Source organism: Paenibacillus sp. MMS20-IR301, assembly GCF_032302195.1.
GTDB lineage: Bacteria > Bacillota > Bacilli > Paenibacillales > Paenibacillaceae > Paenibacillus_AQ.
The window spans coordinates 5,039,126-5,063,094 of the sequence record NZ_CP135275.1; the positions used below are offsets into that span (position 1 = coordinate 5,039,126).

The 23,969-nt window shown below is 52.8% G+C and carries 22 protein-coding genes; 3 read left to right on the forward strand and 19 right to left on the reverse strand.

Translation table 11 applies throughout. From position 1 onward, the window contains the following. Positions 1–677: 677 nt before the first annotated feature. The 4 genes from rlmD to LOS79_RS21495 all read right to left on the reverse strand — a co-directional run bounded on the left by rlmD (position 678) and on the right by LOS79_RS21495 (position 5,352). Complete coding sequence (gene rlmD / locus LOS79_RS21480) at positions 678–2,225, reverse strand: 23S rRNA (uracil(1939)-C(5))-methyltransferase RlmD (RefSeq protein WP_315412199.1); 1,548 nt, start codon at positions 2,223–2,225, stop codon at positions 678–680. Positions 2,226–2,813: 588 nt separating this feature from the next. Next, positions 2,814–3,704: a diacylglycerol kinase gene (locus LOS79_RS21485; RefSeq protein WP_315412200.1), complete on the reverse strand. Its 891-nt coding sequence runs from the start codon at positions 3,702–3,704 to the stop codon at positions 2,814–2,816. A gap of 583 nt (positions 3,705–4,287) precedes the next feature. Next, entirely contained in the window at positions 4,288–5,058 is a 771-nt protein-coding gene (locus LOS79_RS21490) for a sirohydrochlorin chelatase (RefSeq protein ID WP_315412201.1), read from the reverse strand. A gap of 3 nt (positions 5,059–5,061) precedes the next feature. Then, the gene (locus LOS79_RS21495) at positions 5,062–5,352 is read right to left on the reverse strand and encodes a YerC/YecD family TrpR-related protein (protein WP_019913624.1); all 291 of its coding nucleotides are present in this window, start codon (positions 5,350–5,352) and stop codon (positions 5,062–5,064) included. A gap of 367 nt (positions 5,353–5,719) precedes the next feature. On the opposite strand from LOS79_RS21495, the gene LOS79_RS21500 reads away from it, so the two are divergent. Next, positions 5,720–6,277, forward strand: a complete 558-nt coding sequence (locus LOS79_RS21500; protein WP_315412217.1) for a tyrosine protein kinase — start codon at positions 5,720–5,722, stop codon at positions 6,275–6,277. 38 nt (positions 6,278–6,315) lie between these two features. Here LOS79_RS21500 and corA read toward each other — a convergent pair whose 3' ends face one another. From corA to LOS79_RS21565, 13 genes are all read right to left on the reverse strand, one after another. Continuing rightward, positions 6,316–7,275, reverse strand: a complete 960-nt coding sequence (gene corA / locus LOS79_RS21505) for a magnesium/cobalt transporter CorA (RefSeq protein WP_315412218.1) — start codon at positions 7,273–7,275, stop codon at positions 6,316–6,318. A 47-nt stretch (positions 7,276–7,322) separates the two neighbouring features. Further along, complete coding sequence (locus LOS79_RS21510) at positions 7,323–8,225, reverse strand: response regulator (RefSeq protein WP_315412219.1); 903 nt, start codon at positions 8,223–8,225, stop codon at positions 7,323–7,325. Then, complete coding sequence (locus tag LOS79_RS21515; RefSeq protein WP_315412221.1) at positions 8,225–9,517, reverse strand: ATP-binding protein; 1,293 nt, start codon at positions 9,515–9,517, stop codon at positions 8,225–8,227. Before LOS79_RS21515 ends, LOS79_RS21510 begins: the two co-directional genes overlap by 1 nt. 86 nt (positions 9,518–9,603) lie before the next feature. Continuing rightward, entirely contained in the window at positions 9,604–10,254 is a 651-nt protein-coding gene (locus LOS79_RS21520; protein ID WP_315412223.1) for an amino acid ABC transporter permease, read from the reverse strand. Positions 10,255–10,284: 30 nt separating this feature from the next. Continuing rightward, positions 10,285–10,935, reverse strand: a complete 651-nt coding sequence (locus tag LOS79_RS21525; RefSeq protein ID WP_315412224.1) for an amino acid ABC transporter permease — start codon at positions 10,933–10,935, stop codon at positions 10,285–10,287. Between the two features lie 230 nt (positions 10,936–11,165). After that, positions 11,166–12,002 carry a glutamate ABC transporter substrate-binding protein gene (locus tag LOS79_RS21530; protein ID WP_315412225.1) on the reverse strand — a complete coding sequence of 279 codons (837 nt, stop codon included), beginning with the start codon at positions 12,000–12,002 and terminating at the stop codon, positions 11,166–11,168. Positions 12,003–12,036: 34 nt separating this feature from the next. Then, positions 12,037–12,765: an amino acid ABC transporter ATP-binding protein gene (locus tag LOS79_RS21535; protein ID WP_315412226.1), complete on the reverse strand. Its 729-nt coding sequence runs from the start codon at positions 12,763–12,765 to the stop codon at positions 12,037–12,039. A gap of 286 nt (positions 12,766–13,051) precedes the next feature. Then, a complete protein-coding gene (locus tag LOS79_RS21540) occupies positions 13,052–14,041 on the reverse strand; it encodes an inorganic phosphate transporter (protein ID WP_315412228.1) in 990 nt (329 codons plus the stop codon). Between the two features lie 13 nt (positions 14,042–14,054). Beyond that, entirely contained in the window at positions 14,055–14,672 is a 618-nt protein-coding gene (locus LOS79_RS21545) for a DUF47 domain-containing protein (protein WP_315412229.1), read from the reverse strand. A gap of 206 nt (positions 14,673–14,878) precedes the next feature. After that, positions 14,879–15,979: a DUF3048 domain-containing protein gene (locus LOS79_RS21550; RefSeq protein WP_315412231.1), complete on the reverse strand. Its 1,101-nt coding sequence runs from the start codon at positions 15,977–15,979 to the stop codon at positions 14,879–14,881. Positions 15,980–16,142: 163 nt separating this feature from the next. Next, positions 16,143–16,919, reverse strand: coding sequence for a DODA-type extradiol aromatic ring-opening family dioxygenase (locus LOS79_RS21555; RefSeq protein ID WP_315412232.1), 777 nt, complete (start codon positions 16,917–16,919; stop codon positions 16,143–16,145). A gap of 85 nt (positions 16,920–17,004) precedes the next feature. Next, positions 17,005–17,835: an alpha/beta hydrolase family protein gene (locus LOS79_RS21560; RefSeq protein ID WP_315412234.1), complete on the reverse strand. Its 831-nt coding sequence runs from the start codon at positions 17,833–17,835 to the stop codon at positions 17,005–17,007. Positions 17,836–18,067: 232 nt separating this feature from the next. Then, complete coding sequence (locus LOS79_RS21565) at positions 18,068–18,289, reverse strand: hypothetical protein (protein WP_315412236.1); 222 nt, start codon at positions 18,287–18,289, stop codon at positions 18,068–18,070. A gap of 193 nt (positions 18,290–18,482) precedes the next feature. On the opposite strand from LOS79_RS21565, the gene LOS79_RS21570 reads away from it, so the two are divergent. After that, positions 18,483–19,145, forward strand: coding sequence for a DUF1129 family protein (locus LOS79_RS21570; RefSeq protein ID WP_315412237.1), 663 nt, complete (start codon positions 18,483–18,485; stop codon positions 19,143–19,145). Positions 19,146–19,186: 41 nt separating this feature from the next. Continuing rightward, on the forward strand, positions 19,187–20,146 hold the full coding sequence (locus LOS79_RS21575) for a hypothetical protein (protein WP_315412238.1): 960 nt from the start codon (positions 19,187–19,189) through the stop codon (positions 20,144–20,146). 121 nt (positions 20,147–20,267) lie between these two features. On the opposite strand, the gene ilvA is transcribed toward LOS79_RS21575, so the two are convergent. Next, complete coding sequence (ilvA, locus tag LOS79_RS21580) at positions 20,268–21,530, reverse strand: threonine ammonia-lyase IlvA (protein WP_315412239.1); 1,263 nt, start codon at positions 21,528–21,530, stop codon at positions 20,268–20,270. Between the two features lie 206 nt (positions 21,531–21,736). After that, positions 21,737–23,920 carry a methyl-accepting chemotaxis protein gene (locus LOS79_RS21585; protein WP_315412240.1) on the reverse strand — a complete coding sequence of 728 codons (2,184 nt, stop codon included), beginning with the start codon at positions 23,918–23,920 and terminating at the stop codon, positions 21,737–21,739. Between the last annotated feature and the right edge of the window lie 49 nt (positions 23,921–23,969).

Sequence of the window (23,969 nt, forward strand, 5' to 3'; positions counted from 1 at the left end):
TACGATATAGAAAAGAGGATTGGTCCATTACCAGTCCTCTCTACAAGTTAAAGACAATTTGCTTTATATATTCTATTCTACATTACAAAATTCCTCTAAATCTTTCATAATTCATATATTGGTATTTACCTGCATATCAAATATTTCGCCCTATTTATGATAAGGTTCACCTTAATTAATCTTCACTATCCTCCCTCTTAGTAAGACCGCCTCCTCCTTGGACAGGTGTAACTAAGGAATGAGAAGTCAATGACACGGTCACTAAATTCCTAACACTAATAGCCCGCTGGACGGCAAAAACACTGCCATCCAGCAGGCTTATTCTTTATGCTTAGGGACGGGGGCAAAGAATAAAATAGGACAAGCTATTCGTACTTTTCTACTTTGGATCTCAATTCAATACTTTTATTATCTATACATCCGTTACAACCATACACGTTTCCAAACGGAACTAAGCAACCTGAGTCACTATGAATACCGAACTCAGACTGCTTAAACCTTACTTTGTATATGTCTACCTGACAGGGATCACTTCAATTCCTAGGTGTCTTCTGTTCATTTAGGCTGAAATCCGGTGAAGTTTTACATTAATATTACATCAAGCCTGTTCTCAGCCATCTGTGCCACCATTTTTTTTAATCTGTATCATATTGAAAATTCAAGTAAATAAGAGGATTTCAACTCACTGTCCCACTCTTCACCAACACCGCCACCGACTCCACATGCACCGTATGCGGGAACATATCCACCGGAGTAACTTCCACGGTCCGGTACCCGCCATCCTCCAGCACCCGCAGGTCGCGGGCCAGTGTCGACGGGTTGCACGATACGTACACGACACGCTCCGGTTGCATTAGCAGGATTGTCTCCAGCAGGCGCGGGTCGCAGCCTTTGCGCGGCGGATCGACGACGATCACGTCCGGGGTGATGCCTTGCTCTTTCCAGGCCGGGATGACATCTTCGGAAGCGCCGACTTCGAACTTCACGTTGTTCATGCCGTTAAGCTTCGCATTGGCGCGGGCGTCCTCGATGGCTTCCGGCACAATCTCCACGCCGTACACCTGATCCGCATGCTTGGCCAGGAAAAGCGAGATGGTGCCGATGCCGCAGTAAGCATCGATTACGGTCTCGTTGCCGGTTAATGCAGCGTACTCCAGAGTCTTGCCGTACAGCACCTCCGTCTGGACCGGGTTGACCTGGTAGAAGGAGCGCGCCGAAATAGCGAACTGCACATCACCGATGTAATCGTAAATGACATCGCTGCCCCATAATACGCGGGTATCGTTACCAAAGATAACGTTGGTCCGCTGGGTGTTGACGTTCTGACAGATGCTTGCTACCTCAGGCAGCTGCTCACGGATACTGCCGATCCACGCATCCAGGTGCGGGATATCCCGGCCGTTCGTGACCAGCACCAGCATCATCTGACCGGTGCGGAAGGCCTTCTTCACCACAACGTGACGCAGCAGTCCGCGGCCGGTCTCTTCGTCATAAGCGGTGATGCCCAGCTCGCGGCCCAGGTTCTTCACGACAGCTACAACCTTGTCGTTATCTTCATGCTGGATCAGACAGGTCTCCATGTCGATGATCCGGTGACTGCCGCGTGCGTAGAAGCCGCCGACCAGTCCGCCGTCAGCTGCACCGATCGGCACCTGCGCCTTGTTGCGGTAGCGCCAAGGCTCGTCCATACCTAGCGTCGGCAGGACGCGGATGCCTGCGGCCTCAGCTATACCAACCTTGGCAGGATCACCCGCTGTCAATGCTGCACCTGCAGCGTCAGCACCTTCGTCCTCGGCACGCACACCCCGGCCCGCTGTACCCGCCACATCCAGCTTTCCGATCCGCTGCAGGTTGTCCACCACCAGCTGGCGTTTCCACACCAGTTGGGCGGTGTAGTCCATATGCTGCAGCTGACAGCCGCCGCACTGATCATAGATCGGGCAAGGCGGCCCTATCCGGTCAGGGCTGGCCTGCACCAGCTCCAGCAGCTTGGCGTAGCCGTACTGTTTCTTCGTCTTCAGCACCTTCGCCCGGACACTCTCACCGGGGAGTGCGCCCTGCACAAATAGGGTAAAGCCCTCTACGCGGCCTACCCCTTCACCTTCATGGGTCATGCCGATGATATCGAGCAGGACCTCATCATTCTTATTCACTGGCAGTCCGGCGACAGCGGCCGGTCTTTGTTCCCGGCGGCCTGCGCTGCGTCCACTGCGGTGTTTGTTCATGTGTATAGGTTCACTTCTTTCATTATCTTCACGATTCATCTTGCCGGTTCTCATTCATATGCTGCTGATCCAGGCTCGCAGGCATAGTCTCCCCGATCCTTACGGACCGTACAGCCTTTATTTAGCCGAAAAAGGTTACTTCAGACATGTTAACGGACCGTAGCGCGCTTATTTCGTCTCCGGCAGGCATTTTCGAGTGGAAAATGCCTGAATAAGGTCCGTGGAGTCCGTTAGCCCTGAAAACAATGGCTTCGGCGAAAAATAAGGGCCGCTCAGTCCGTAAGGGGCTGACAGTACCGTCGCCCACCCGGCAATCCGTCCTCCCGGAAGCAGCCGCGCCCATTCGGCGGGTCTGCCTACTTTGTCAGCAGCATCCCCACCAGCAGTTCCGCTCCACTCCAGCTCCAGCCGCGCCCACCCGGCGGGTCTGCCTACTTCGTCAGCAGCATCCCCACCAGCAAGTCCACTCCAGCACCAGCCGCGCCTACCCGGCGGGTCTGCCTACTCCGTCAGCAGGATCCCCACCAACAGGCCCGCTTCACCCGGCAGCCAGCCCGCCACCAACAAGGCCGCTCCACCCGCCCCTAATCAATTCTGCGCGAAGATCCGCAGATGCTGCGGCAGAATCCGGAAGTTACCCGGCAGCGTGCCGCCAAGCTCACCGTCCAGATTGAGCTGGACGTAGCCTGGGGAGGTGATCTCCATCGCATCCGTGCGGAAGTGGATCACCTTCTTATCATTCAGATGCTCTCCGCGGATGGTAAGCCGGACCAGCCGGATGAACTCGGCCAGGTTACATTTTTTTACAGCTATTACATCCAGCAGCCCATCGTCAATGCTGGCCCCCGGGGCCAGCTTCTCGAAGCCGCCGACAGAATTGGTGTTGGCGATCAGGAAGAGCATGAATTCATCATGAATCATCTCCTGCCCGTTCGCACGGATATAGAGCTCCTGCGGAGTCAGGCTGGCCATCTTCTCGATACCCTTCAGGTAATAGGCAAGCTGGCCCATCATCGTCTTCAGCTTACTGGGTACCTCATAGGTAAGCTCCGTCAGCTGTCCGCCTCCGGCTATATTAATGAAATAACGGTCATTGGCTTTGCCGAGATCGATCAGGCGCGATTCCTGGCGCAGAATCAGGTCACAGGCATCATCCCAATTCTTCGGAATACCCATCGCCCGGGCGAAATCATTGGTCGTCCCGAGCGGCAATAAGCCGAGCGGGGGAAGGTTTGGCTTCTCAGCCATCCCGTTGATCACTTCATTGAGCGTACCGTCGCCGCCGGCAGCTATGATAAGATCATAAGTGCCGCGTTCTACAGCTTCAGCTGCAGCCGCCGTAGCATCGCCCTCTCCGGTTGTCGCATGGCAGGAGGCTTCAATACCGCCAACATCCAGCCGGTCCAAAATATCGGCGAGTCGTCTTTTCATTTCTTCCCGACCAGAAGTGGGATTATAAATCAATCTCGCAGTTTTCATTACCGGAACGCCACCTGTTTATATATTGGATAACCTAACTGATTATACCCAATTGTAGCCCCTACAAGCAATGTCAGGAGACCCAAGCAGATTATATTTATCTCTTCCGTGGCAGCTTCAGTACCCTGGGGAAGGCGCAGAAGGTATAAATATATAGTATGCAGCAGTTGCCCCAATAAACACTATATAGGCTGAATTTAGGATACCAGCTCTAATCCTGCACGAAATACAACATTGTGCTCATCATATCAAGCCAAAATAGAAATTGTTGTATAAAAGGCAGCAATCCCCTCTTCATTGAGCCACCATGCACGGGAATTCATGTATTTCATACAATAATTCTTACAAACAGCCCCATATTCATGACCCCAAGTTGTAATACATACAACATTTGGTCTATCCGCACTTAACCTATTCCTGCGTATGGTCTATCCTGCACCAGATCTATCCTGCATTGCCCTATCCCGCAGTAACCGAAGCTCAGCACTCCTGCTTATCCGGTTGCTTGTTTAGTTATAGGGGAGTGGGGTGGAAATAAGTGAATAATAGTAACAGGAATTAATGTATCTATATAAAACGCAAGCTACTGCCCGCGCCGCAGCCGCTCCAGCGCCGCCTCCGTCTGCCGCTCAATCCAGCGCGGCAGCAGCGGATGCGGCAGCAGGGTCCGGCCGGAATATGCATATTCCAGCCCTTCCAGCCGCCGGGGAATCACGGCCTTGGTGAAGTAGCCCTCACTCAAAAAAAGCGGAGCCACCAGCACGTCATGCCCCTGCGCCTGCCAGTACTCTACTCTGCTTCGCACACTGTCCGGGTTCAGCAGGCCGTAGTCTGCTGCAGCCACTCCGCTTAATTCCCGGACCCGCGCAGCAAGGGAGGTTATCCCCCGCTCCCAGCGCTGCCGGAAACCTTCGTGCCTGCTGCCGTGCCCGACGAGCAGCAGCGTCTCCCGCTCCGGGTTCTTCGAGAGTTCCTTGATTTTATCCCAGATCATCACTGCAATGTCGGGGTCATCATCCACCGGATAGCCGAAGTGAATCCGTGCAGTAACCCTGAAGGGCGTAAGCTCCGTCTCCCGTTCAGGGACCGCTTTGGCGCCCAGTGCATACTCTATTTCATCGATATGCGTACTGCCGGAAGAAACAAACAAGGGGATCACAATGATATCTGTGACCCCTTCATTTTCCAGCTCATTTATACCATCTTGTATTAATCGTCCTTCTACCAGCTCAAGGAAAGATACCGCTACCGGGATCTCCTCCGCCAGCTGCAGATGACTTACGGCTTCCTCCACGAGTGACACCCAGACCCCGTCGCGGGAGCCGTGGCTGATCAGCAGTACGCCCGGAAGCATCGCTTAGCGGCCCAGACGTTCCAGCGTAAGCTTATAGCCGTCATTACCATAGTTCAGGCAGCGTTTCACACGGGAGATCGTTGCCGTACTGGCACCAGTCTCTGCTTCAATCTGATTGTATGTAGAACCTTTGCCCAGCATGCGCGCGACTTCAAGACGCTGCGAGAGCGACTGAATTTCGTTCACCGTGCACAGATCATCAAAGAAAACATAGCATTCTTCCATATTTTTTAATGTTAAAATAGCCTCAAATAATTGATCGATACTTTTATCGTTTAGCTTCTTCAGCTGCATCGTTTATCATCCCCTAAAAGTTTGGTCAGCTATCTTGCCTCTACTATATTGTACTGGAGCACATTTTTCAAGCATTAACGGTTTCACGCTGTAAAGAGCGAAAACGGCGGACAAACGTCCACCCCAGGCGCACACCATCAATGATATTATCAATCTTCCTGCTCAGAGACATAGGATTGACCGCCTTAACTATAGTACTACAAAACGGCCTAAAATCAAGCATGGACACGGTTTCTTCACTTCCAGAGGTTCCCTCTGGGCATTCGCCCTTTTCCGCAGGTATCCCGGTTACCCGGGCATTCGTCTATACCTTATGTTCGCCTATGACATACAGTATAGCAAACCACTAACGAAGGAATGTGATATTATGCCTGAGCATTACTATAATCATTCCCGCAGGGAAGGGCGTTCACTCGCTGGACCTTACAATCCGTCAGCCTATCCGGGACTCTCTTCTTATGCGCCTGCCCCTCTTCCCGGCGATACGGGAATCCTGCCCGCACTCGGAGCAGAAGCGGTAGACAGCGTAGTCGCGTTACCTGCCGCCGAGGCTGCTGCAGCCGCCACGGCAAAGCCCGGCGGACTGCTGGGCGGTCTTGGCAATCTCGGTAATCTGGCGAATATGGAGCAGATCAAGGGACTGGTTGACCGGATGGGCGGCATTGACGGCATCGTCAGCTCCATGGGTAAAGTACAGAAGGTCATGCAGGGCTTTTCCCAGATGGCTCCGATGGTGAAGCTTGTCATGGGCAGCTTCGGCAAGAACAAAGGATCAGCAGCAGGTGAGCTTGCCGCAGAGGAGGACGCAGCGCTTTACTCCCCCAAACGGCGCAAAAAAAGACGCCCAAATACCCAGCGCCGCAAAAACACTTCCAAGAGCCGCAAATCCGGAACTCCTTCCTCTGTTAAACGCCGCCGTTCCTAAGCGGCGGCGTTTAGCCTGCTCACCATCATGTCATCCCTTCACTTAAACCATCCGCTGCGCCGGAACCAGAGGAACATGCCGGCACCCAGCAACAGCATAAGCAGCAGTACTGCGAAATACCCGTAATTCCAGTCCAGCTCCGGCATAACCTTGAAGTTCATCCCGTACACTCCGGCAATCAGGGTGAGCGGCATGAATACTGTAGTAATGACCGTCAGCGTCTTCATAATGGAGTTCATCCGGTTGGAGTTGAGCGAGATATAGCTGTCACGCAGATCGGCAGTCATTTCCCGGTCAACTTCAATCATGTCGGTCAGCTTCAGCAGGTGATCATAGATATCCCCGAAATAGATCCGCTCTTCCCCGTTACTCTGCACATGCTGCGAGTTGACGATCCTGTACATCAGATCACGCATCGGCACAATCGTCCGGCGCAGCTTCAGCAGCCTTCCGCGCACATTGAATACCTGGCTCATCAGCTCCTCAACCGATTCACTTCCGCCCTGGCTCTCCAGATCAGCAAGCTCATCCTCTAGCGTGTACAGGCTCGGGAAGTACTTGTCCACCAGCTTGTCCATCACTGTATAAGCAGCAGCCACCGGTCCGCCCGACCAGCCCTTGCGGCTGTGAATTTCCGCCTGCACCATCCGCCAGGCCTCCTCCATTTCCGATTTATCCTGATGATGATAGGAGACAAGGAATTTCTTGCTGAGGAACAGGTCCACCTCCTCCGCTTCAAGCGTAAGCTCATTAAGTGCATGCAGGACGAAGAATTGTACATCCTCGTAATAATCAAGCTTTGGGCGCTGCAGCACATGCATGCAGTCTTCAATCGCCAGCGGATGAAAGTGGAAATAGGTGTCCAGCAGCAGTGTTTCTTCTTCCGTAGGCATAGCGAAATCCGCCCAGATCCAGGCATAATCCTCAAGCGTGATGCTCTCCAGCGGCAGCTCTGTCAGCACCTCGCCCTCATGCGTTACCGCAAGCGTCCGTATCATTGATAAGTCCTCCGTATATTATCCGTTCTCTATATTCTAACAGAATTTCAGCGGCCCATACCCTCCAGCACTTCCAGATGCAGCACCTGCAGAAATTTCTTAATATTCACCTTCACTTTGCCGGTATCCCGGCCCTGCTCCATCTCTTTCATCTTCAGGCGCACCTCTTCAAAGTCGAAGTACAGCGGGGCATAATGCTCGAACTTCGGATTCCCGTAATCGGTCAGGCCGATGGATGCCAGATTGCTGAGGCCCGCCGCCAGAGCGCGGCGCAGGCGCTGTTCAATCGCTTTGACTTCTTTGGCAGCGTCAGCAGGCACCGGCCTGTACACTGCGGCCGTCATTTCATAGAGCTCCTTAAGCGGCGGAAGGCTCCCGCTCTTATCCTTAGCTACGGCCAGCTCCAGCATGGTAATAATATCGCGGCTGCCGTTCTCTGAGATCATCCCCATATTCATAAGGATCGGCTGAATGATCTCCTTCACCGAACGCTTGCTGCCGGGCAGCTGCGGCAAGCCGAGATGCAGCCCTTCCAGCTTGCCGAGCGTCAGCTTGATCTCATCAAGGTAGCGGCCCATGGCATAACGCTCATTTACTTTGTACAGCACGGATTCAACTTCAATTTTGTTAATCGGCTTACGGATGAAGAACTCAATTCCGCTCTGATATGCCCGGCTGACCATATCCCCGTTCTCAATCTGCGAGATCATGACGAACTTAGAGCGGCAGCCCTGGGCCTGAAGCGAGATAATTGTCTCAATCCCGTCCTGGTCGGGCATCAGCAGATCCATCAGCACAATATCCGGGGTTTCGCTCAGGATCAGCGCAACTCCCTCCTGCCCGCAATCGGCTGTACCGGCCACCTCCCCAAGCCCGCTGTCCTCAATAATATGCTGCAGCATTCTTCTTGCCGATGCATCATCATCTACAATACAGAAAGAAAGTGGCATTATTGTTCCTCCTTCCGCAGCTTAGCGCTCGGCAATAGTATCTGAAACATAGCGCCTCCGGCATGCGAGGCCGGCTGAACGCTAATCGTCCCCTCGAACATATTCACGATATCCCGTACATGCGAGAGTCCGATACCGGTTGCGGCGACTCCCTCTTCATTGAATTTCGTGGTGAACCCCGGCTCGAACAGCAGCTCCAGATCGAGCTTCCCGATACCGGCCCCGCTGTCAGTTACGGTAAAAATAGTGTTGTCGTCCTTCTCATAGGCGTCGAGGGTAATGCTGCCTTTATGTTTGATGACTTCCACGGCGTTTGCGGTGAGGTTGTTCAGCAGAGTCAGTAGAGGAATATAGCTGTCAGTGGTGTAGTCAGAGGTAATATGAATATGGAAGCTGATTTGCTTGCCTAACATTTCGGCGTATTTCGCATTGCTTTTCACAGTAAAGCGCATGATTCCGGATAACGGCATATCGCCGGTAACCTCCCGCTCCACCAGCTTCACCAGCCCGGCCAGAATCCGCTGTGAATCCTTCTTCACCTCGTGGATTTGCTGGGTAATATCCAGCACCTGCCGGCTGTAGGGCTCCTGCTCCCCGCCTGCCTTAAGACTGCGGTACAGCTCGAAGCTGCCTAAGGTCACATTCTCGAGCGTGCCAATCGATTTCTTCAGGTAGAACACTTCACCGTAGAGCCCGGAGCCGAATCCGAGCATCTGCTCGATCCGCTCATTCTGCTCCCGCGCCCTGATCCGCATCTGGCTGACGGAGATACTGCTGTACACCCCGGTTGTGAAATACGTCCGCAGGACGGCAATCGCCATCAGGTAGGTCCACTCGTTCAGCCGGAAGGAGGCAGAATCCAGCACAATCAGCCGGGTCAGCAGCTCCATTTCATTGGAGAGAAGATCAATCAGTGCGGCCACGCCGCCAAGCACGAGCGGATGAAAGGCATCGAGCCTGCTTTTAATCACATGCATCAGCACAGCGAACACAATATAGTAGACCATCGCCGAGAAATGGCTTGTCAGGCTCTGCTGCGCGGTCAGTCCGCTGCCTTCAGCCATATCCATAGCGGTACGGAACAGTAATACTACGAGACCCGTAACAATACCTGTGCTGATAAAGGGCAGCTGTCTCATTAAAAGCAAAAACAGCAGAAATGCGCTGCTGCCCATAGCAATCCGGAAAATGTCGCCATCAAACGGATTAATTTTGAACTCCCCGGCGACAGCCGTAACTACCGCCACCAGCAGAATTTGTGCAACTTTTGACTTCAGAAGAGATTGTCCCATCGCCACTGCTCCTGCCTAGAGATGTTGACAATTATAGTATCATACCGGGAGTTTAATTTATACGGTTTTGACCTTTTTCCACCAAATCAGGCTGTTTTGTTCTCAAGTCTTCTGGAGAGCAGGGACAGCAGGAAGTTTACGATGAAATAGATTACGGCTACGAGTGCCAGTGTAGGAATAGCGTAGCTATAGCTGTGGCCGATAACAATATTGGCATTATGCATCAGCTCCGGCAGTGAGATTACTACCGCAAGTGAGGTATCCTTCAGCAGGGAGATGAACTGGCTGACCAGCGGCGGAACCATCCGCCGGAGTCCCTGGGGAAGCACGATATGCCACAAGGTCTGGAAATTGCTTAGACCGGAGGAGCGTGCCGCTTCAATCTGCCCCTTATCGATGGAGGTCAGTCCGCCGCGGACAATTTCTGCAATCATTGCAGCCTCGAAGATCGTTAACGCAGCAATCGCCGCTGTCACCAGTCCGAGCTTAATTCCGACCTCCGGCAAGGCGAAGCGGATAAAGAAGATGATTAGCAGAAGCGGCAGATTCCGGATCAGCTCGACCAGGTAGAACATGACCGGCGACAATACCGGAACCTCCGCATAGCGGATTACTCCTATAATACAGCCAATGACAAAGCTCAGAATGATCGATACAACAGCAACGATCAGCGTAATATACAATCCGTCCAGCAAAAACTTCAAATTATCGGCGGAGTATGCACCGGCAAAATCCATAGTATCCCTCCTTTAGCTTGGGCTTGCTTCTTAATATTTGCGCTGCAGTCTGCGCTCCCATACTCTTACTCCATAGCTGAGCGGCAGGGTAAGCACCAGATAGAATACGGCGACGAAGATATAAGTATCGAACGTACGGTAGGTTTCCGTTGAGATCCCATCGGCGAAGTACATCAGATCAAGGCCTGCGACCAGGGTCAGTACCGAGGAGTTCTTGATCAGGTTAATAAACTGGTTGCCGAGCGGCGGAATGACCAGCTTGATGGCCTGCGGCAGAATAACATGCAGCATGGTTTGTATGTAGCTTAAGCCGGAGGAACGTGCAGCCTCTGTCTGTCCCTTCGGCACGGCCATAATGCCGGCGCGGATCGCTTCAGCAATGAAGGCTGAGGTATATACCGCAAGCCCGATCGTTCCTGCCGTGAAGCCGTCCAGGGTGAAGCCAAGCGCCGAAGGCCCGTAATAGAAAATATACACGACCAGCAGCAGCGGAATATTGCGGACAAATTCTACATAAGCGGTCCCGAACCAGCGCAGTCCCCGGACCGCAGTAATGCGGAAGACAGCAATAACGGCGCCGATCAGGAAGCTGCCGATCAGGGCCAGAACACTAGACAGTACCGTGCCCCAGAAGCCCTCCATATAGAGGCCGAAATAATTCGTTAATATTGAGAATTCCATTCTCTTTCACCTGCCTTTACTCCAAGATGTTAACTCCCTTGCTTCATTTCCTGCACTGCATGAGTACAAAATAACCCCACAAAGTGGGGCTCTGGCTTCGAGGTTGACTCAGGTACTTTGCGGGGACCCTGAAACATATAAATTCTTTCAAGAAGAAACGGCAGAGCCGGGCCTGCAGAGGCCGGATACCGTTTCAGTGTGTACTGCCAGTCATCAACCCTTAAGCATGCTTATTTCGCAGGAGCTTTGCCAATCCATTTGGTGTAGATGGCATCATATTCACCATTTGCTTTAAGTTCAGCCAGTGTATCGTTAATGGCCGCAACTACATCGGTGTTGCCTTTTTGTACCGCTATGCCGTATGGCTCATCTGTGAACGGCTCTCCTACAACTTCATAGCCCGGGTCCTGCGAAGCCATACCGTAGAGGATCGCATCATCCGTAGTCAGCGCATCACCCTGGCCGGCCTTCAGCGCACTGAAGGCATCCTGGTAGTTATCGAATTCCAGCACTTTAACACCCGGTACCTTTTCTTTGATATTTTTAATGGAGGTTGCACCCTTGGAGCCCAGAATCTTGGTATCCTTGGTTACATCGTCAATCCCGGTAATCGGACTGCCCTTCTTCACCAGCAGGGATTGGCCGGCCTGGAAGTAGACATCAGAGAAATCAACTTCCTTCTTGCGCTCCTCCGTAATGGTCATGGTAGCAACAACCATATCGATTTCGCCGTTATTCAGCATCGGAATACGCGTCTTGGACGTCACTTCCTTCAGCTCAATGGCATTCTCGTCACCGAGGATTTTTTTGGCGATGGCCTTGGAGATGTCAATGTCGAAGCCTTCCACGTTGCCGGAAGCAGGATCCTTCAGACCGAACAGCCGGGTATCATACTTCACGCCGACAAGCAGCTTGCCCCGTTCCTTGATCTTGGCAATGGCCGCTGAATCCGCAGCTGCTCCTGCAGCATCGTTGCCCTTCGCATTGTTGTTGCCGCAGCCGGCAATTACAAGCATTGCAGCAATCATCAGGACACTTAACATTTTGAAGCTTTTGGACATTTTCATTTCAATTCCTCCCCTGATTCCTATCTATATTGGTTTAATGGCTTAACACACGGCTAAGGAAAGTCCGGGTCCGCTCTTCCTTGGGACTGGCGAAGAATTGCTCCGGCTCCGCTTCCTCCACAATCTGCCCCTGATCCATGAAGATAACGCGGTCCGCTACCTCACGGGCGAAGCCCATCTCATGGGTTACTACAACCATCGTCATGCCCTCGCGGGCCAGGTTCCGCATGACATCCAGCACTTCTCCTACCATTTCCGGATCAAGCGCCGAGGTCGGCTCATCAAACAGCATAATCTTCGGCTTCATCGCCAGCCCCCGGGCAATCGCCACGCGCTGCTGCTGTCCGCCGGACAGCTGGGAAGGATAGGCCTGCGCCTTATCGGCAATCCCGACCTTTTCCAGATAATACATCGCCGTCTTCTCGGCCTCCGCTTTGGACAGCCCAAGCACCTTCACCGGTGCCAGTGTGATGTTATCAATCACCCGTTTATGCGGGTACAGATTGAAATGCTGGAAGACCATTCCGATTTCCTTGCGCAGGGTATTGATATCTGTCTTGCGTTCATTTACAGTTATACCGTCCACCGTTAATCCGCCGCTTGTAATGGTCTCCAGCCGGTTAATACAGCGGAGCATTGTACTCTTGCCGGAGCCGGAAGGACCGACCACGACAACCACTTCCCCTTCCTGAACATGCAGGTCAATTGCTTTCAGCACATGAAATTGTCCGTAATGTTTGTCTACCTGATGAAAGTCGATCAACGGGCAGGACCTCCTTTGTATATCATTATGTATTTGTCAGCTATGGTAACACTCAAAACACACCTTACTTTAGAGACTACCAAAAACTACATGATACTACTGAAAACTTTATTTCCTCATGTCATTTTCTTTTCAAAATATGACGTATTTCATTTTCTTTTTACGCCTATTAATGTTTTTTATCAGTTTGTTGTAACTTTTTGTGACATTCCTCTCTTGAAAACACAAAAAAAGATGCCCTCAGCCATCCGTGGCTGCCGCGACATCTTGTTCAGGCGCTTTATTTTTAGAAGAAGAGTTTGAAGATCAGTCCCGCCAGCACTGCGCTGATTGGAATCGTAATGAACCAGGTAATCACGATGCGTCCGGCTACTCCCCATTTCACGGCAGAGAAGCGTTTGGCTGAGCCTACACCCAGAATGGATGAGGTAATGGCATGCGTCGTACTTACCGGCAAATGCAGCAGTGTAGCTGTGAAAATAACAGATGCAGCGGAAATATCCGCAGCGAAGCCGTTAATCGGCTCGATTTTGAAAATCTTAGTACCCATCGTCTTAATAATCTTCCAGCCGCCGATCGACGTTCCGAGAGCCATGGATGTGGCCGCAGCGATCTTAACCCAGAGCGGAACCTCCATCGTATCCAGCTTTCCCGAAGTCACGAGCGCAAAGGTGATGATCCCCATCGCCTTCTGGGCGTCATTTGTACCATGCGTGAAGGATTGCAGTGCCGCTGTAATGATCTGCATCGAACGGAAGCCCTTGTTGACCGTATGCGGACTCCGCTTCGCGAAGATCCACTTCAGGATGGTCATCACGATATACCCGATCACAAAAGCAATCAGCGGGGAGAAGATCAGTCCTTCTACAATTTCAATGAAACCATTCCATTTGATATGCTCTGTCCCTGCTCCGACATATACCGCTCCGGCCAAAGCCCCGATAAGCGCATGGGAGGAAGACGAAGGAATCCCTAGCCACCAGGTAACCAGATTCCAGATAATTGCTGCAATGAGCGTTGCTGACACGATTTCGATCCCGTTGTCGAGCAGCGTCGGATCGGTAATACTGCCGCCGATCTTCTTAGCTACTCCGGTAAACATCAATGCCCCGACAAAGTTCATGGATGCAGCCAGAAGAATAGCTGTGCGCGGCTTCAGCGCGCGTGTGGAGACTGAGGTAGCGATGGCGTTCGCAGTATCATGGAACCCGTTGATGAAGTCGAACGCGAGCGCAAGAAATATAACAAAACCTAGTACATATATAGATGTATCCATATTTCAGAGCCCCTTATGAGTTGCGCATGATGATCGATTCCAGCATGTTGGCTACGTCTTCACATTTATCCGTGGTCGTCTCCAACCGCTCGTACAATTCTTTGCGCTTGATCAGCTCAATCGGGTCTTTCACTGTTTCGAACAGGGCTTTAGTACAGATACGCAGCACTTCATCCCCCTGGTTCTCCAGATCGTTCAGACGGATCGTGTATTCACGGATCGCCAGCAGCTTCTTCTGGGAGAGCAAATGAACCGCCTTTTGAATTTCATAGGCGCTCTGGCGGAGAATTTCGGCGAACTGGACGATATATTCATCGGCATCCAGCAGGTTATACATATAGAAACGCGAGGCAGAGGCTTCCAGACCGTCAATGACATCGTCCATGCTTGTAATCAAGTCCATGATGTCATCACGCTCGAGCGGCGTAATAAACGTTTTGTTCAATTCCTTAATTACAGTGTGCGTGTAAGTATCGCACTGGGATTCGTATTTCTTCATCGCCGCAGCGAAAGTCTCCACATTGCCCTGGAGAGTCGAGATATTCTGAGCGAAGTAGTCTGCCGCCTGGACAATGGTATCAGCCATATTTTCCAGCGTCTCAAAGAATATGTCCTTTTTTCTCAACTTCATTAGCCTTAAACCCCTTTACATAATATTGCCGTGAAAACATGTCCCCACTCAAAATGTAAACAGCATGAAAATGAATGACAACCCTTGTTATCTTATCATATCAACAGATTGGATAGAAGTAAAAAAAACCGAATTTTTGACACTGTATTAACATTTCCCTGTAATTACGAAAATAATCACCAGAATAGCCCATGATCCGACATCCATCAGGCCGGGTTTGATGCCGGCGAATAATTGATGTGGCTGTTGAACGAAGGGCTGTTCGGTACAATCAGAATATGGGTAATGCCGGGATACATCAGCGCTTCCTTGCCGTCCTCTTTCACAAACCGGATAATATCGCCGGGCCGCCGCGACCATTTACCCTGAATAGCCACTCCGCGCTGGAAGAGCACCGCCGATCCCCCCAGCTCCACATCTACCTGCAGCCTGCCGACATCATCCAGCACCTTATGGTCAGAGCCCATCACAATGATGTTCGCCGCCGCGACCGCCGCCCCGTTGTTCAGGTCCAGATGCGGCTTGCCGTTGACAGAGCGGAGGTAAGTCCGCTGCTCCTCATTGTATTTATAACCTACTGTATAGCTCTTCAGCAGGAAGCTCACATCGAATTCAAGCGCAGGGTTCCCTGTGGTCGGTACATAATCCGGATCGGTGAACAGAAGCCCGGGAACCTCCGCCTCTGCAGCAAAACCCAGCTTCCCGGCTCCCTCCCGCAGCTTGGCAGCGTTGCTGTACAGATTATGGGGAGCCTTGCGCTCCTTATCCCGCCAGAAATAGGCTCCGGCACGGCCGATCTCGTCCATATCCTCCTTCTTCTGCTTCTGCAGTATGGCATAAGCCGCCGGACTGCCGCCGGCATGAACAGTCACGGCGCCATAGCTCTCGCCGATATCGAGAAGATAAGGGCGGATGCTGCGGATCGGACCGATCTTCACCACTCCCGTGTGGCTCTGGAAGATACCGATTAACCGGGTAATTCCGCCTTCAGCCAGTACCTCATACAGAATATCCGCTTCGCTGATGCCTGACTGCGGCCGGGCCGCCGGGGCATTATTGATCATGACCGCAAGCGGCCGGGGCAGGCTGCCTTCCGCAGGGGGAAGGCCTGTCAGCCCGGACACAGCCTCAGCTGCCGGAGTAACAGTCGGTGAAGGCACTGCCTCCGCCGTCGGCTGCGGATCTGCTGCCGGAGTTGCAGTAGGCACAGGCATGTCCGCCACATTCTCTGCCCCGCAGGCAGACAGCAGCGCAGCGGCAAGGACAATCGCATATATCGGTCGGAATGAGGAGCGGTTCATGGTCATAGGTTCCCCCTAAAAGTATGGTTGGTCCTTCCATTTAATCACAGGCGGCACAGTTTGTCTTGATCTTCCCCGGAAATTGCGCAGGTTCGGGAGTAATTCTCAGCATGCATGAAAAAAAAGGATACAGCCGCACTAACCGGCTGTATCCTGCATTATTAGTCTATTAGTCGGCCATCCAGCAGTTCAGGCTAAGCGTACCGTATTGATAGGCCTGAATCATCCGCTGTGCCTTTCTTCCTTCATGGGCAGTCCCCATGATATAGAAGAGCGGTACGAAATGTTCCCTGCCGTACGTAGGAACGGCCTCCCTTGCATGCGGTGCCAGCTTCTCGAAGGCGAACAGCGAGGCAATATCCCAGGCTGTAAGCTTCTCCTCAATCCAGGCATCGAAATCAAGCGCCCACCGCTCGGGCTGGTCATCCTGCTTCAGCAGCCTGAGATTATGGACAAGTCCGCCGCTGCCAAGCAGCAGGATGCCTTCCTCTCGCAGCGGAGCCAGCATCCGCCCGATATTATACTGCTCTTCCGGAGAACGGAGGGAATCGACGGATAACGCGACGACCGGAATGTCGGCCTGCGGGAACATTTTCTGCAGAATGACCCAGACTCCGTGGTCAAGGCCGCGGCCGAGCACGGGCTGAGAGGGAAGATTATGATCCTTGAAAAGGGCGGAAATCCGGCTGCTGAGAGCGGGATCACCCGGAGCCGGGTAGCTCTGCTTATACATCTCTTCAGGGAAACCGTAGAAATCATGCTGTGCTTCATGTTGAGCGTCTACAGTGAGTAATTGCTGCGGGCTGTCCCAATGGGCCGAGAACACTACAATGCCGCGGGGCTTCCCCAGGTCAGAACCCAGCCGCGCAAGGAAACGCGTATATTCGTTATCCTCAAGCGCGAGCAGCGGGGAACCATGTGCAATAAAAAAAGCCGGTAATTTCATAGGGTGAGAGCCTCCCTAACCCAGTATATGGTCTGCCCCTTTATTTTACCGCTTATTCCCGGGTATTGCACGCACTGGGATTCACCTATATCATCCAGTTCTGCCATTCCTCCTGCAGATGCTCCTGCTGGTTCATCCACTCCCGGGTGCGCTTCAGCACCTGCTCCTGTGCCGCCCCGGAGGAGAAGGTATGATCCCCCTGGAAAATAATCTCCTTGTCGCAGCGCCCCTCAGGCCGCGTCCAGAACAGCTTCTGGTAGAGGAAGGCGTAGTCCACAGGAATCACATCATCGGAGGTACCGTGGATGACCAGCACATCACCGCCGAACTTCCCTGCCTCCTGGAACGGCTGGAATGCCGCAAGGGAATTGAAATAGACCGGAGTAAATGAATAGCCCGCATAATCCGCTGCGCCGCTCTTCACTGAACGGTCGTAGGCTTCCCTTCCGACAATCTTTACGATATCATTAAACGGATAACCGACCGCAGACCACAGGACAAGATTCTTCACCCGCCGGTCACGGATGCCGGCCAGCAGTGCCACCGCACCACCAAGGCTGTGTCCGATCAGCGTTACACGCTGCGGATCCACATCGGCTGAGCTGATTCCGTAATCAAGCACCGCCCGGGTCTGCTCAATCATCGACTCCATATCCTGGCTTCCATAATTGCCGCTGCTCTCCCCGCAGCCGATATAGTCAAAGCGGATGACCATATAGCCGTCCTGCGCAAGCTCCCGGGCTGCCTTCACAAAGATCCGGTCTACACCAATCCGGCTGCCGACGAAGCCGTGGCAGATTACAGCCAGCGGCACGCGGTTCTTGCAACGCCCGGACCCTGCCTTGTCTGCGGATGGATAATGTATGCTCGCTGTAAGTTCCTCTCCATTGTGCCGGATGATAATATTCCGTTCCATTGCTGCATCCTCCCCTGAAAGCTGATTTATCTCAAATTATAATTATTCCGATTAAATTAGTATGATTTATACTTTATTATACGACTGACCTTAATTTATTGTCAACAACCTGCCTGAAGTACATTCTTCAATCTGCCAATATACAGCCCTATGCTGCAAACTTATGCTTCAAAAAAAGCCCCTTCTGCTCCCGCAGGAGCAAAAGAGGCGATTCTGAAGGCCTATGTCCGGCTCAATCGTAGCTGTCGTGAAACATATCATGGGTTTCCTGGCGGCCTTCCCAGCCCTCGAGACCGTTCTCCGGTGCCTCTCCCGCCGCTTCCCACAGACTGAAGCCGTCGGAATTGCCCCAGTCTCCTACTTCATTCGTTCCTGCAGGCGTGAAGCCGTCACCCGCAGACTTGCCCGGTTGCTGTTGATTCTCCAGATTCATAACGCTCCCTGCCTTTCTCAAGCTAATTTGGTGAAGCAGCCACATCATTAAGTGTTTACTCTTCCAAAAGGATTATTCAGGGATGGCTGAAAGTTAATGAAGCATGTTCTTCCGGCCAGAGCGAGGCTTGTCCTTGCACACTGCTGCTGCACAAACGTATACTCTAGTGGAAGGCTACCTGATCAATTCTACCTTGGAGGTATACGTCTATACCATGAAAGTCAAAGATATGATGAAGCAGAATAACATGCTGCGCGAGCAGATGACGCCGTTTAACCGTTCTTTCTATGAAGATATGCTTCTGTCCATGCGTGCCAGCTCCGTAGAGAGGGTCCGGGCGGAGGAGCTGCTGCTTGAAGCCGCTGAACTGCTGCTCAAAGGACAGGCCAAGGGCCGGAATGCCAAGCAAATTTTCGGGGAGCACCCTGATGATTATTTCAGAGAGATGATGTCCGGCAGGCCAGTGCGGCCTCCGCGCAGCAGACTGAATAACGCACTCATGATCTCTTTAACCGCCTTAAGTATTCTCTTCGGAGTGATGGGGGCGGCAGGCCTGATTATGCAGTGGAGCGGCGGGCCTGAAGAAATCTTCGGCCAAATCAGCATCTTCACCCTGTTTGTGGTAGGCGCCGGCTCTATTGCTCTGGTTGAGATTATCCTGAAATGGATGGCCTCCCTGCCGGGCGATGACCGTCCGCAGCCCAAAGCCTTCGACATCAAAGGTCTGGGTATCTACATCGGTATTGCCGTCGTAGCCGTATTCGCAGGGATGTTCCTCGATAATCTGTTTCCCGTCATCCGGATTGCCCCCTGGTTCAGCCTGGTGCTTGCAGCAGCAGGGGCCGTCTTGCTGAAGTTCACCTTCTTCAAATCATAACAGCTGTATTCTTGTTCAGATTCAGACAGGAGGAGACTCGTATGAAGAAGCTTATCATTCTAACCGCTGCTGCCTCTCTTCTGGCCGGGCTGCTGGCAGGAGGGGCCGCCCCCGCCCGTGCAGAGGGCAGCGTGAATAGCGGTACAGCCGCTGCCGCCGGCTCCGCCGTTACGAAGACGGCTGTTACCGGGACGCCCGTCCTAAGCCACGCCGAGGCCGTCTACCAGGCTGTGCTGCCGCTGCTCTCCTCGGGCAGGCTTTCCCAGGCTATTGCCTATATCAATGCCAATATGTACGCTGTCAGCCCTTATCAGGCCTCTGTCCTGACCTTGAGGCTCGAGAATCTGCATAAAGCGCTGCTGCCTGCCTGGGAATCCAAATTCAGCAGCAGTGAAGTCCAGCGGAAGCTGAACTCGGTCTATAAGGCAGGCGTCAGCATGGCGAAGCTTGCCGACAGTACGGATAACGCTGCCCTGCGCACGCTGCTGAGAAGTGCGGGAGAGAGCGGGTATAAGCTGGAGACGGCCGAAGGGGCCTTTTTCCCTGTGATTGATTATGCCGCCTACCGTAAGTACAAGCTGTACGTCACCGGGGATATCCGCGATTATATTACAATTATGGCTACCGAATCCGATCTGCCCCCGTCCAAGGACAACGGGCTTATCATTGCCTGGGGGGATGTTGCCGCCCGTACGCTCACGCAGGAGCAGTTCATTCAGGACTATCCGAAGTCGAACCGGCTCGCAGCAGTTAAGACGCTTTATACCCTGTATACCGCGAATACCTTCTACGGCCAGAACAATACGCCTCTGTTCCATTACGACAATCTGGAGATGGACCTGGAAGCGCAGAAGGCTTACAGCAGTATTCTGGCCAAGAACACGGACAGCAGCCCGTTCCTGGAGAAGCTCGACGGTTTCATGAAGCTGATGAAGAGCAACGGCTATCTGCTTGACGATACGGTGAAGCAGTATCTGAAGACTGAGGTGCCGCTCTCCTGAGCCCATCCTGTAAATCCTCTGCAATAATGGTTGATCATTATTCTATTTCTTCATGACAAAGACCCGCCCGGAGCGATTCCGGGCGGGTCTTTAATAGGCTGTTCCGCTTACAGCCTGCAGATTAGATCAGCATGTTAAACAGATTGACATCCTTGTTAATCTCAACATAATCTACGCCCTTCTGCTGCATCCGTTCGATTAGCGAAGCGTAGTCATCCTTATTCAGCAGCTCGATGCCGACAAGCGCCGGACCGTTCTCCTTATCGTTCTTCTTCGTATATTCAAACCGCGTAATATCATCCCCGGGCCCCAGCACCTCGGCCAGGAATTCCCGCAATGCGCCTGCACGCTGCGGGAAATTCACCATGAAGTAATGCTTAAGCCCTTCGTAGATAAGCGAACGCTCTTTGATTTCCTGCATCCGGTCAATATCATTATTGCCGCCGCTGACAATGCAGACTACGCTTTTGCCGCGGATCTGATCCCGGTACTGGTCAAGGGCAGCAATCGGCAGCGAGCCTGCCGGCTCCACAACGATCGCATTCTCGTTGTACAGCTCCAGAATGGTGGTACAAGCCTTGCCTTCCGGTACTTTGACCACATCATCCAGAAGCTGCGAGCAGATATCGAAGGTCAGGCCGCCAACCCGCTTGACCGCAGCACCGTCAACAAACTTGTTGATCTCCTTCAGGGTAACAACCTCACCGCACTCCATCGCCTCACTCATGGAGGCTGCTCCGGTCGGCTCTACACCGATAACCTTGGTCGCCGGACTTACAGTCTTCACATAGGTGGCTACACCTGCTGCCAGCCCGCCTCCGCCGATGGTAACGAAGACGAAATCAGCCGGCTTGTCCAGGTTCTCCATGATTTCCATGGCAATCGTACCGTTGCCGGCAATAATGCGCGGCTCGTCAAACGGATGAATCAGGGTCATGCTATGGTCAATGCAAGCCTGAAGCGCTTCATCGTAAGCATCGTCGAAGGTATCTCCCTTGAGAATGACCTCAACGAATTCGCCGCCGAAACGCCGGACCTGCTTAATCTTCTGATTCGGGGTAGTGCTCGGCATGAATACCTTGCCCTTGATACCGAGCGCCTTGCAGGAATAGGCCACACCCTGGGCATGGTTCCCTGCGCTTGCGCAGACAATGCCTTTGGCTCTGTCTTCAGCTGACAGGCTGCGGATCATATTATATGCGCCGCGGATCTTGAAGGAGCGGACAATCTGCAGATCCTCGCGTTTCAAATACACATTGCAGCCGTATTTCGCGGACAGTACCGCATCCAGCTGCAGCGGTGTGCGGACGATAACCTCCCGCAGCACATGATGTGCACGTACAATATCTTCCATTCCTACGATCCGGTTTTCGCCTTCTCTCATCTTTTCCTCGCCTCACTGTCTCTTTCTTATCGTTTCGCTTCTTGTAACATACTCTTCCAGGGACAATTTTTCAAGCCTTGTCCTCTGCAGGCAATACAACAATCCGCCTCCTGTGGATTTGTACAGAATATCCACCCATAAGCGGGGGCCTTAACAAAAAGCGGCCCCGGCTTATACCAGCCAGGACCGCCACAGCTTTACTTCTGCTATACCTTAAATCTGCTTACCGCTTTCAGCAGCTGTGCCGAGCTGAGCTTAATCTCCTCCATCTCGGCAACAATGCTGCCGGACTTGCCTATAATTTGCTCCGCTTCCGCAGCGATGACACCAGCCCCCTCTGCTCCCTCATTCGTAGCACTGCCGGTCTCACTGATTGCAGTGAGCATGCTCTGAATGGAAGCCAGCAGCTGCTCGGAGGTGGCACTGAAGTCGGTCACCAGCTCATCAAGATATTTCGCATCCTCACTGTAACGCTCTCCGGTCTCCTGCATGGAGTCATAATCCTTCAGCACCTGGTTGTCCATGAAGCGCAGCATGCTCTCCGCACCGTTTACCAGATTGGATACCGCATCAACCACCGCCCCCGTAACCCCCTGGATTTCGGTAACCGTCTCGCGCGAGTTATCCGCCAGCTTACGGATCTCCTCAGCCACAACAGCGAAGCCGCGGCCGGCTTCCCCCGCCCGGGCTGCTTCAATCGAGGCGTTCAGTGACAACAGGTTGGTCTGGGCGGCAATCTCCAGAATGGCTCCTGTCAGTGCATTGATCTGCGTGATCGACTTCGACTGTTCAATGGCCAGGCGCAGCTGCTCTTCGCTCTGGCCGTATATCCGGTCAGCCTGCGTACGCGATACTGCGGCCCCTTCTTTCAGCTGGTCAGCCCTCAGATTAATCTCGCGCGCCGCATCCGCCCCCTCCTGGGCTTTGCGGGCAATACCGCCAATCGCATTCCCGAACTCGATAGTGCTGGCGTTCATTTCCTCCATAGAGGCTGCCGTCTGCTGCATGCCCGCCGACAGTTCCTCCGTAATACCGGAAATATCAGTAATACTGCCGTCAAGCAGGGAGACATTCTTCTCCGTGTTCTCCACAGCAGCCGAGATGTTATGCGAGCTGCGCATAATCTCTTTAATCAGCGACTGCTGGGAGGAGATCATATCATTGAAGCCTTCAGCCAGTAAGCCGATCTCGCCCTTGGCGGTAACCTTCGCCCGCACCGACAAATCCCCGCTCATCGCCTTCCGGAATGCCGCAGTCAGGAGCGGAATTTGCTTCAGGATACTATTCGAGACGAAATAGAGCAGCAGGGACATCAAGGCAATGAAAGCAGCAATCGAGAGCACAAAGATCAGCTGGAACTGCCCCAGCTCCCGCTCCGCACTGTTCTGCGGTACAATCAGCGCTACAGCCCACTGGTTCTCCACCGCCGGAGAATATGAGACATAGCTGGCCTCCCCGTCAATATCCGTCTTAACGACATTTGAGCCCCACTGTACCATCTTATCGCCGACAGCCTTCCAGTCCGGACCGAGGTCAGCCATTGTTTTGAGCAGAATATAGTCCGTATTGGGATGGTAGATAAATCCGCCCTTCTTATCAATCAAGATGGCATATCCGCTGCCGTTATAATTGAAGGCGCTCAGGGTCTGCGTAATCTGCTCAGTCGAAATATCCGCTCCGGCTACCCCGATCAGCTTGCCTGAATCATCCAGAACCGGTGCACTGACCGTGACAACCATTTTACCGGAGGCCGCATCAATATAAGGATCTGTAACCGTTACACGCTTGTTCTTCGCCGTAACCGCATACCAGCCGCGCTCCTTCAGCACATAGTCTGCCGGCGGCTCGAACTCATCCTGTGTAATCAGTTTGTTCACCGAATCCAGCCCGATGTACATGTTAAGCAGGTTCTTATTGTTGCTCTTGATCAGATTCAGCGTACGGATCAGCCCGCTATAGCCGCTGGTCGTCTTAATGCTGTCCGCATCCTTCACCTGAGCGATGAAATCACGGACATAGGCATTGGCATTCACCAGCTCCACACTATCCGCCGCAGGCTGCAGCAGCTCATTGACCTTAACGCTGATTTCTCCTTTCTCATACGCCAGCGAGCTGTTCAGCCCGTCGACGATAATCTGCTTCGCATTGCTGTAAATGACTGCTGCTACAATAACAAAGATAGCAACTACGGAAATAATCACCGACAAGAACAGCTTGCCGCGTATACCCATATTGCTAAAAAATGATGTCAGCGCCTTCCATGCGGAGAAAAGCTTATTCCCCTGCTTCCCCGGGCCTTCCGGCTGTAGGCTTGGCTTCTCCCCCACTGCTCTAAGCTCAGGCATCGCCATGCCCGCAGCGTTGTCTTTCCTGCTCCTCCTCAGTGCCATAGGACTCCCCACCCTCACAATAAAATAAGCTCAGGCAATAAGCTCACCC

Excerpts from the sequence above, each read along its gene's own strand:
- LOS79_RS21490 (WP_315412201.1), bottom strand. The coding sequence starts at position 5,058 with ATGCTTCCGGGCGTACTGCTGATCAGCCACGGCTCCCGCGACGGGGTC.
- LOS79_RS21560 (WP_315412234.1), bottom strand. The coding sequence starts at position 17,835 with ATGGAACGGAATATTATCATCCGGCACAATGGAGAGGAACTTACAGCG.
- LOS79_RS21540 (WP_315412228.1), bottom strand. The coding sequence starts at position 14,041 with ATGGATACATCTATATATGTACTAGGTTTTGTTATATTTCTTGCGCTC.
- LOS79_RS21545 (WP_315412229.1), bottom strand. The coding sequence starts at position 14,672 with ATGAAGTTGAGAAAAAAGGACATATTCTTTGAGACGCTGGAAAATATG.
- corA (WP_315412218.1), bottom strand. The coding sequence starts at position 7,275 with ATGATACGGACGCTTGCGGTAACGCATGAGGGCGAGGTGCTGACAGAG.
- LOS79_RS21555 (WP_315412232.1), bottom strand. The coding sequence starts at position 16,919 with ATGAAATTACCGGCTTTTTTTATTGCACATGGTTCCCCGCTGCTCGCG.
- ilvA (WP_315412239.1), bottom strand. The coding sequence starts at position 21,530 with ATGAGAGAAGGCGAAAACCGGATCGTAGGAATGGAAGATATTGTACGT.
- LOS79_RS21575 (WP_315412238.1), top strand. The coding sequence starts at position 19,187 with ATGAAGAAGCTTATCATTCTAACCGCTGCTGCCTCTCTTCTGGCCGGG.
- LOS79_RS21500 (WP_315412217.1), top strand. The coding sequence starts at position 5,720 with ATGCCTGAGCATTACTATAATCATTCCCGCAGGGAAGGGCGTTCACTC.
- LOS79_RS21510 (WP_315412219.1), bottom strand. The coding sequence starts at position 8,225 with ATGCCACTTTCTTTCTGTATTGTAGATGATGATGCATCGGCAAGAAGA.
- LOS79_RS21570 (WP_315412237.1), top strand. The coding sequence starts at position 18,483 with ATGAAAGTCAAAGATATGATGAAGCAGAATAACATGCTGCGCGAGCAG.
- LOS79_RS21550 (WP_315412231.1), bottom strand. The coding sequence starts at position 15,979 with ATGACCATGAACCGCTCCTCATTCCGACCGATATATGCGATTGTCCTT.
- LOS79_RS21520 (WP_315412223.1), bottom strand. The coding sequence starts at position 10,254 with ATGGATTTTGCCGGTGCATACTCCGCCGATAATTTGAAGTTTTTGCTG.
- rlmD (WP_315412199.1), bottom strand. The coding sequence starts at position 2,225 with ATGAACAAACACCGCAGTGGACGCAGCGCAGGCCGCCGGGAACAAAGA.
- LOS79_RS21585 (WP_315412240.1), bottom strand. The coding sequence starts at position 23,920 with ATGGCACTGAGGAGGAGCAGGAAAGACAACGCTGCGGGCATGGCGATG.
- LOS79_RS21530 (WP_315412225.1), bottom strand. The coding sequence starts at position 12,002 with ATGAAAATGTCCAAAAGCTTCAAAATGTTAAGTGTCCTGATGATTGCT.
- LOS79_RS21515 (WP_315412221.1), bottom strand. The coding sequence starts at position 9,517 with ATGGGACAATCTCTTCTGAAGTCAAAAGTTGCACAAATTCTGCTGGTG.
- LOS79_RS21495 (WP_019913624.1), bottom strand. The coding sequence starts at position 5,352 with ATGCAGCTGAAGAAGCTAAACGATAAAAGTATCGATCAATTATTTGAG.
- LOS79_RS21485 (WP_315412200.1), bottom strand. The coding sequence starts at position 3,704 with ATGAAAACTGCGAGATTGATTTATAATCCCACTTCTGGTCGGGAAGAA.
- LOS79_RS21525 (WP_315412224.1), bottom strand. The coding sequence starts at position 10,935 with ATGGAATTCTCAATATTAACGAATTATTTCGGCCTCTATATGGAGGGC.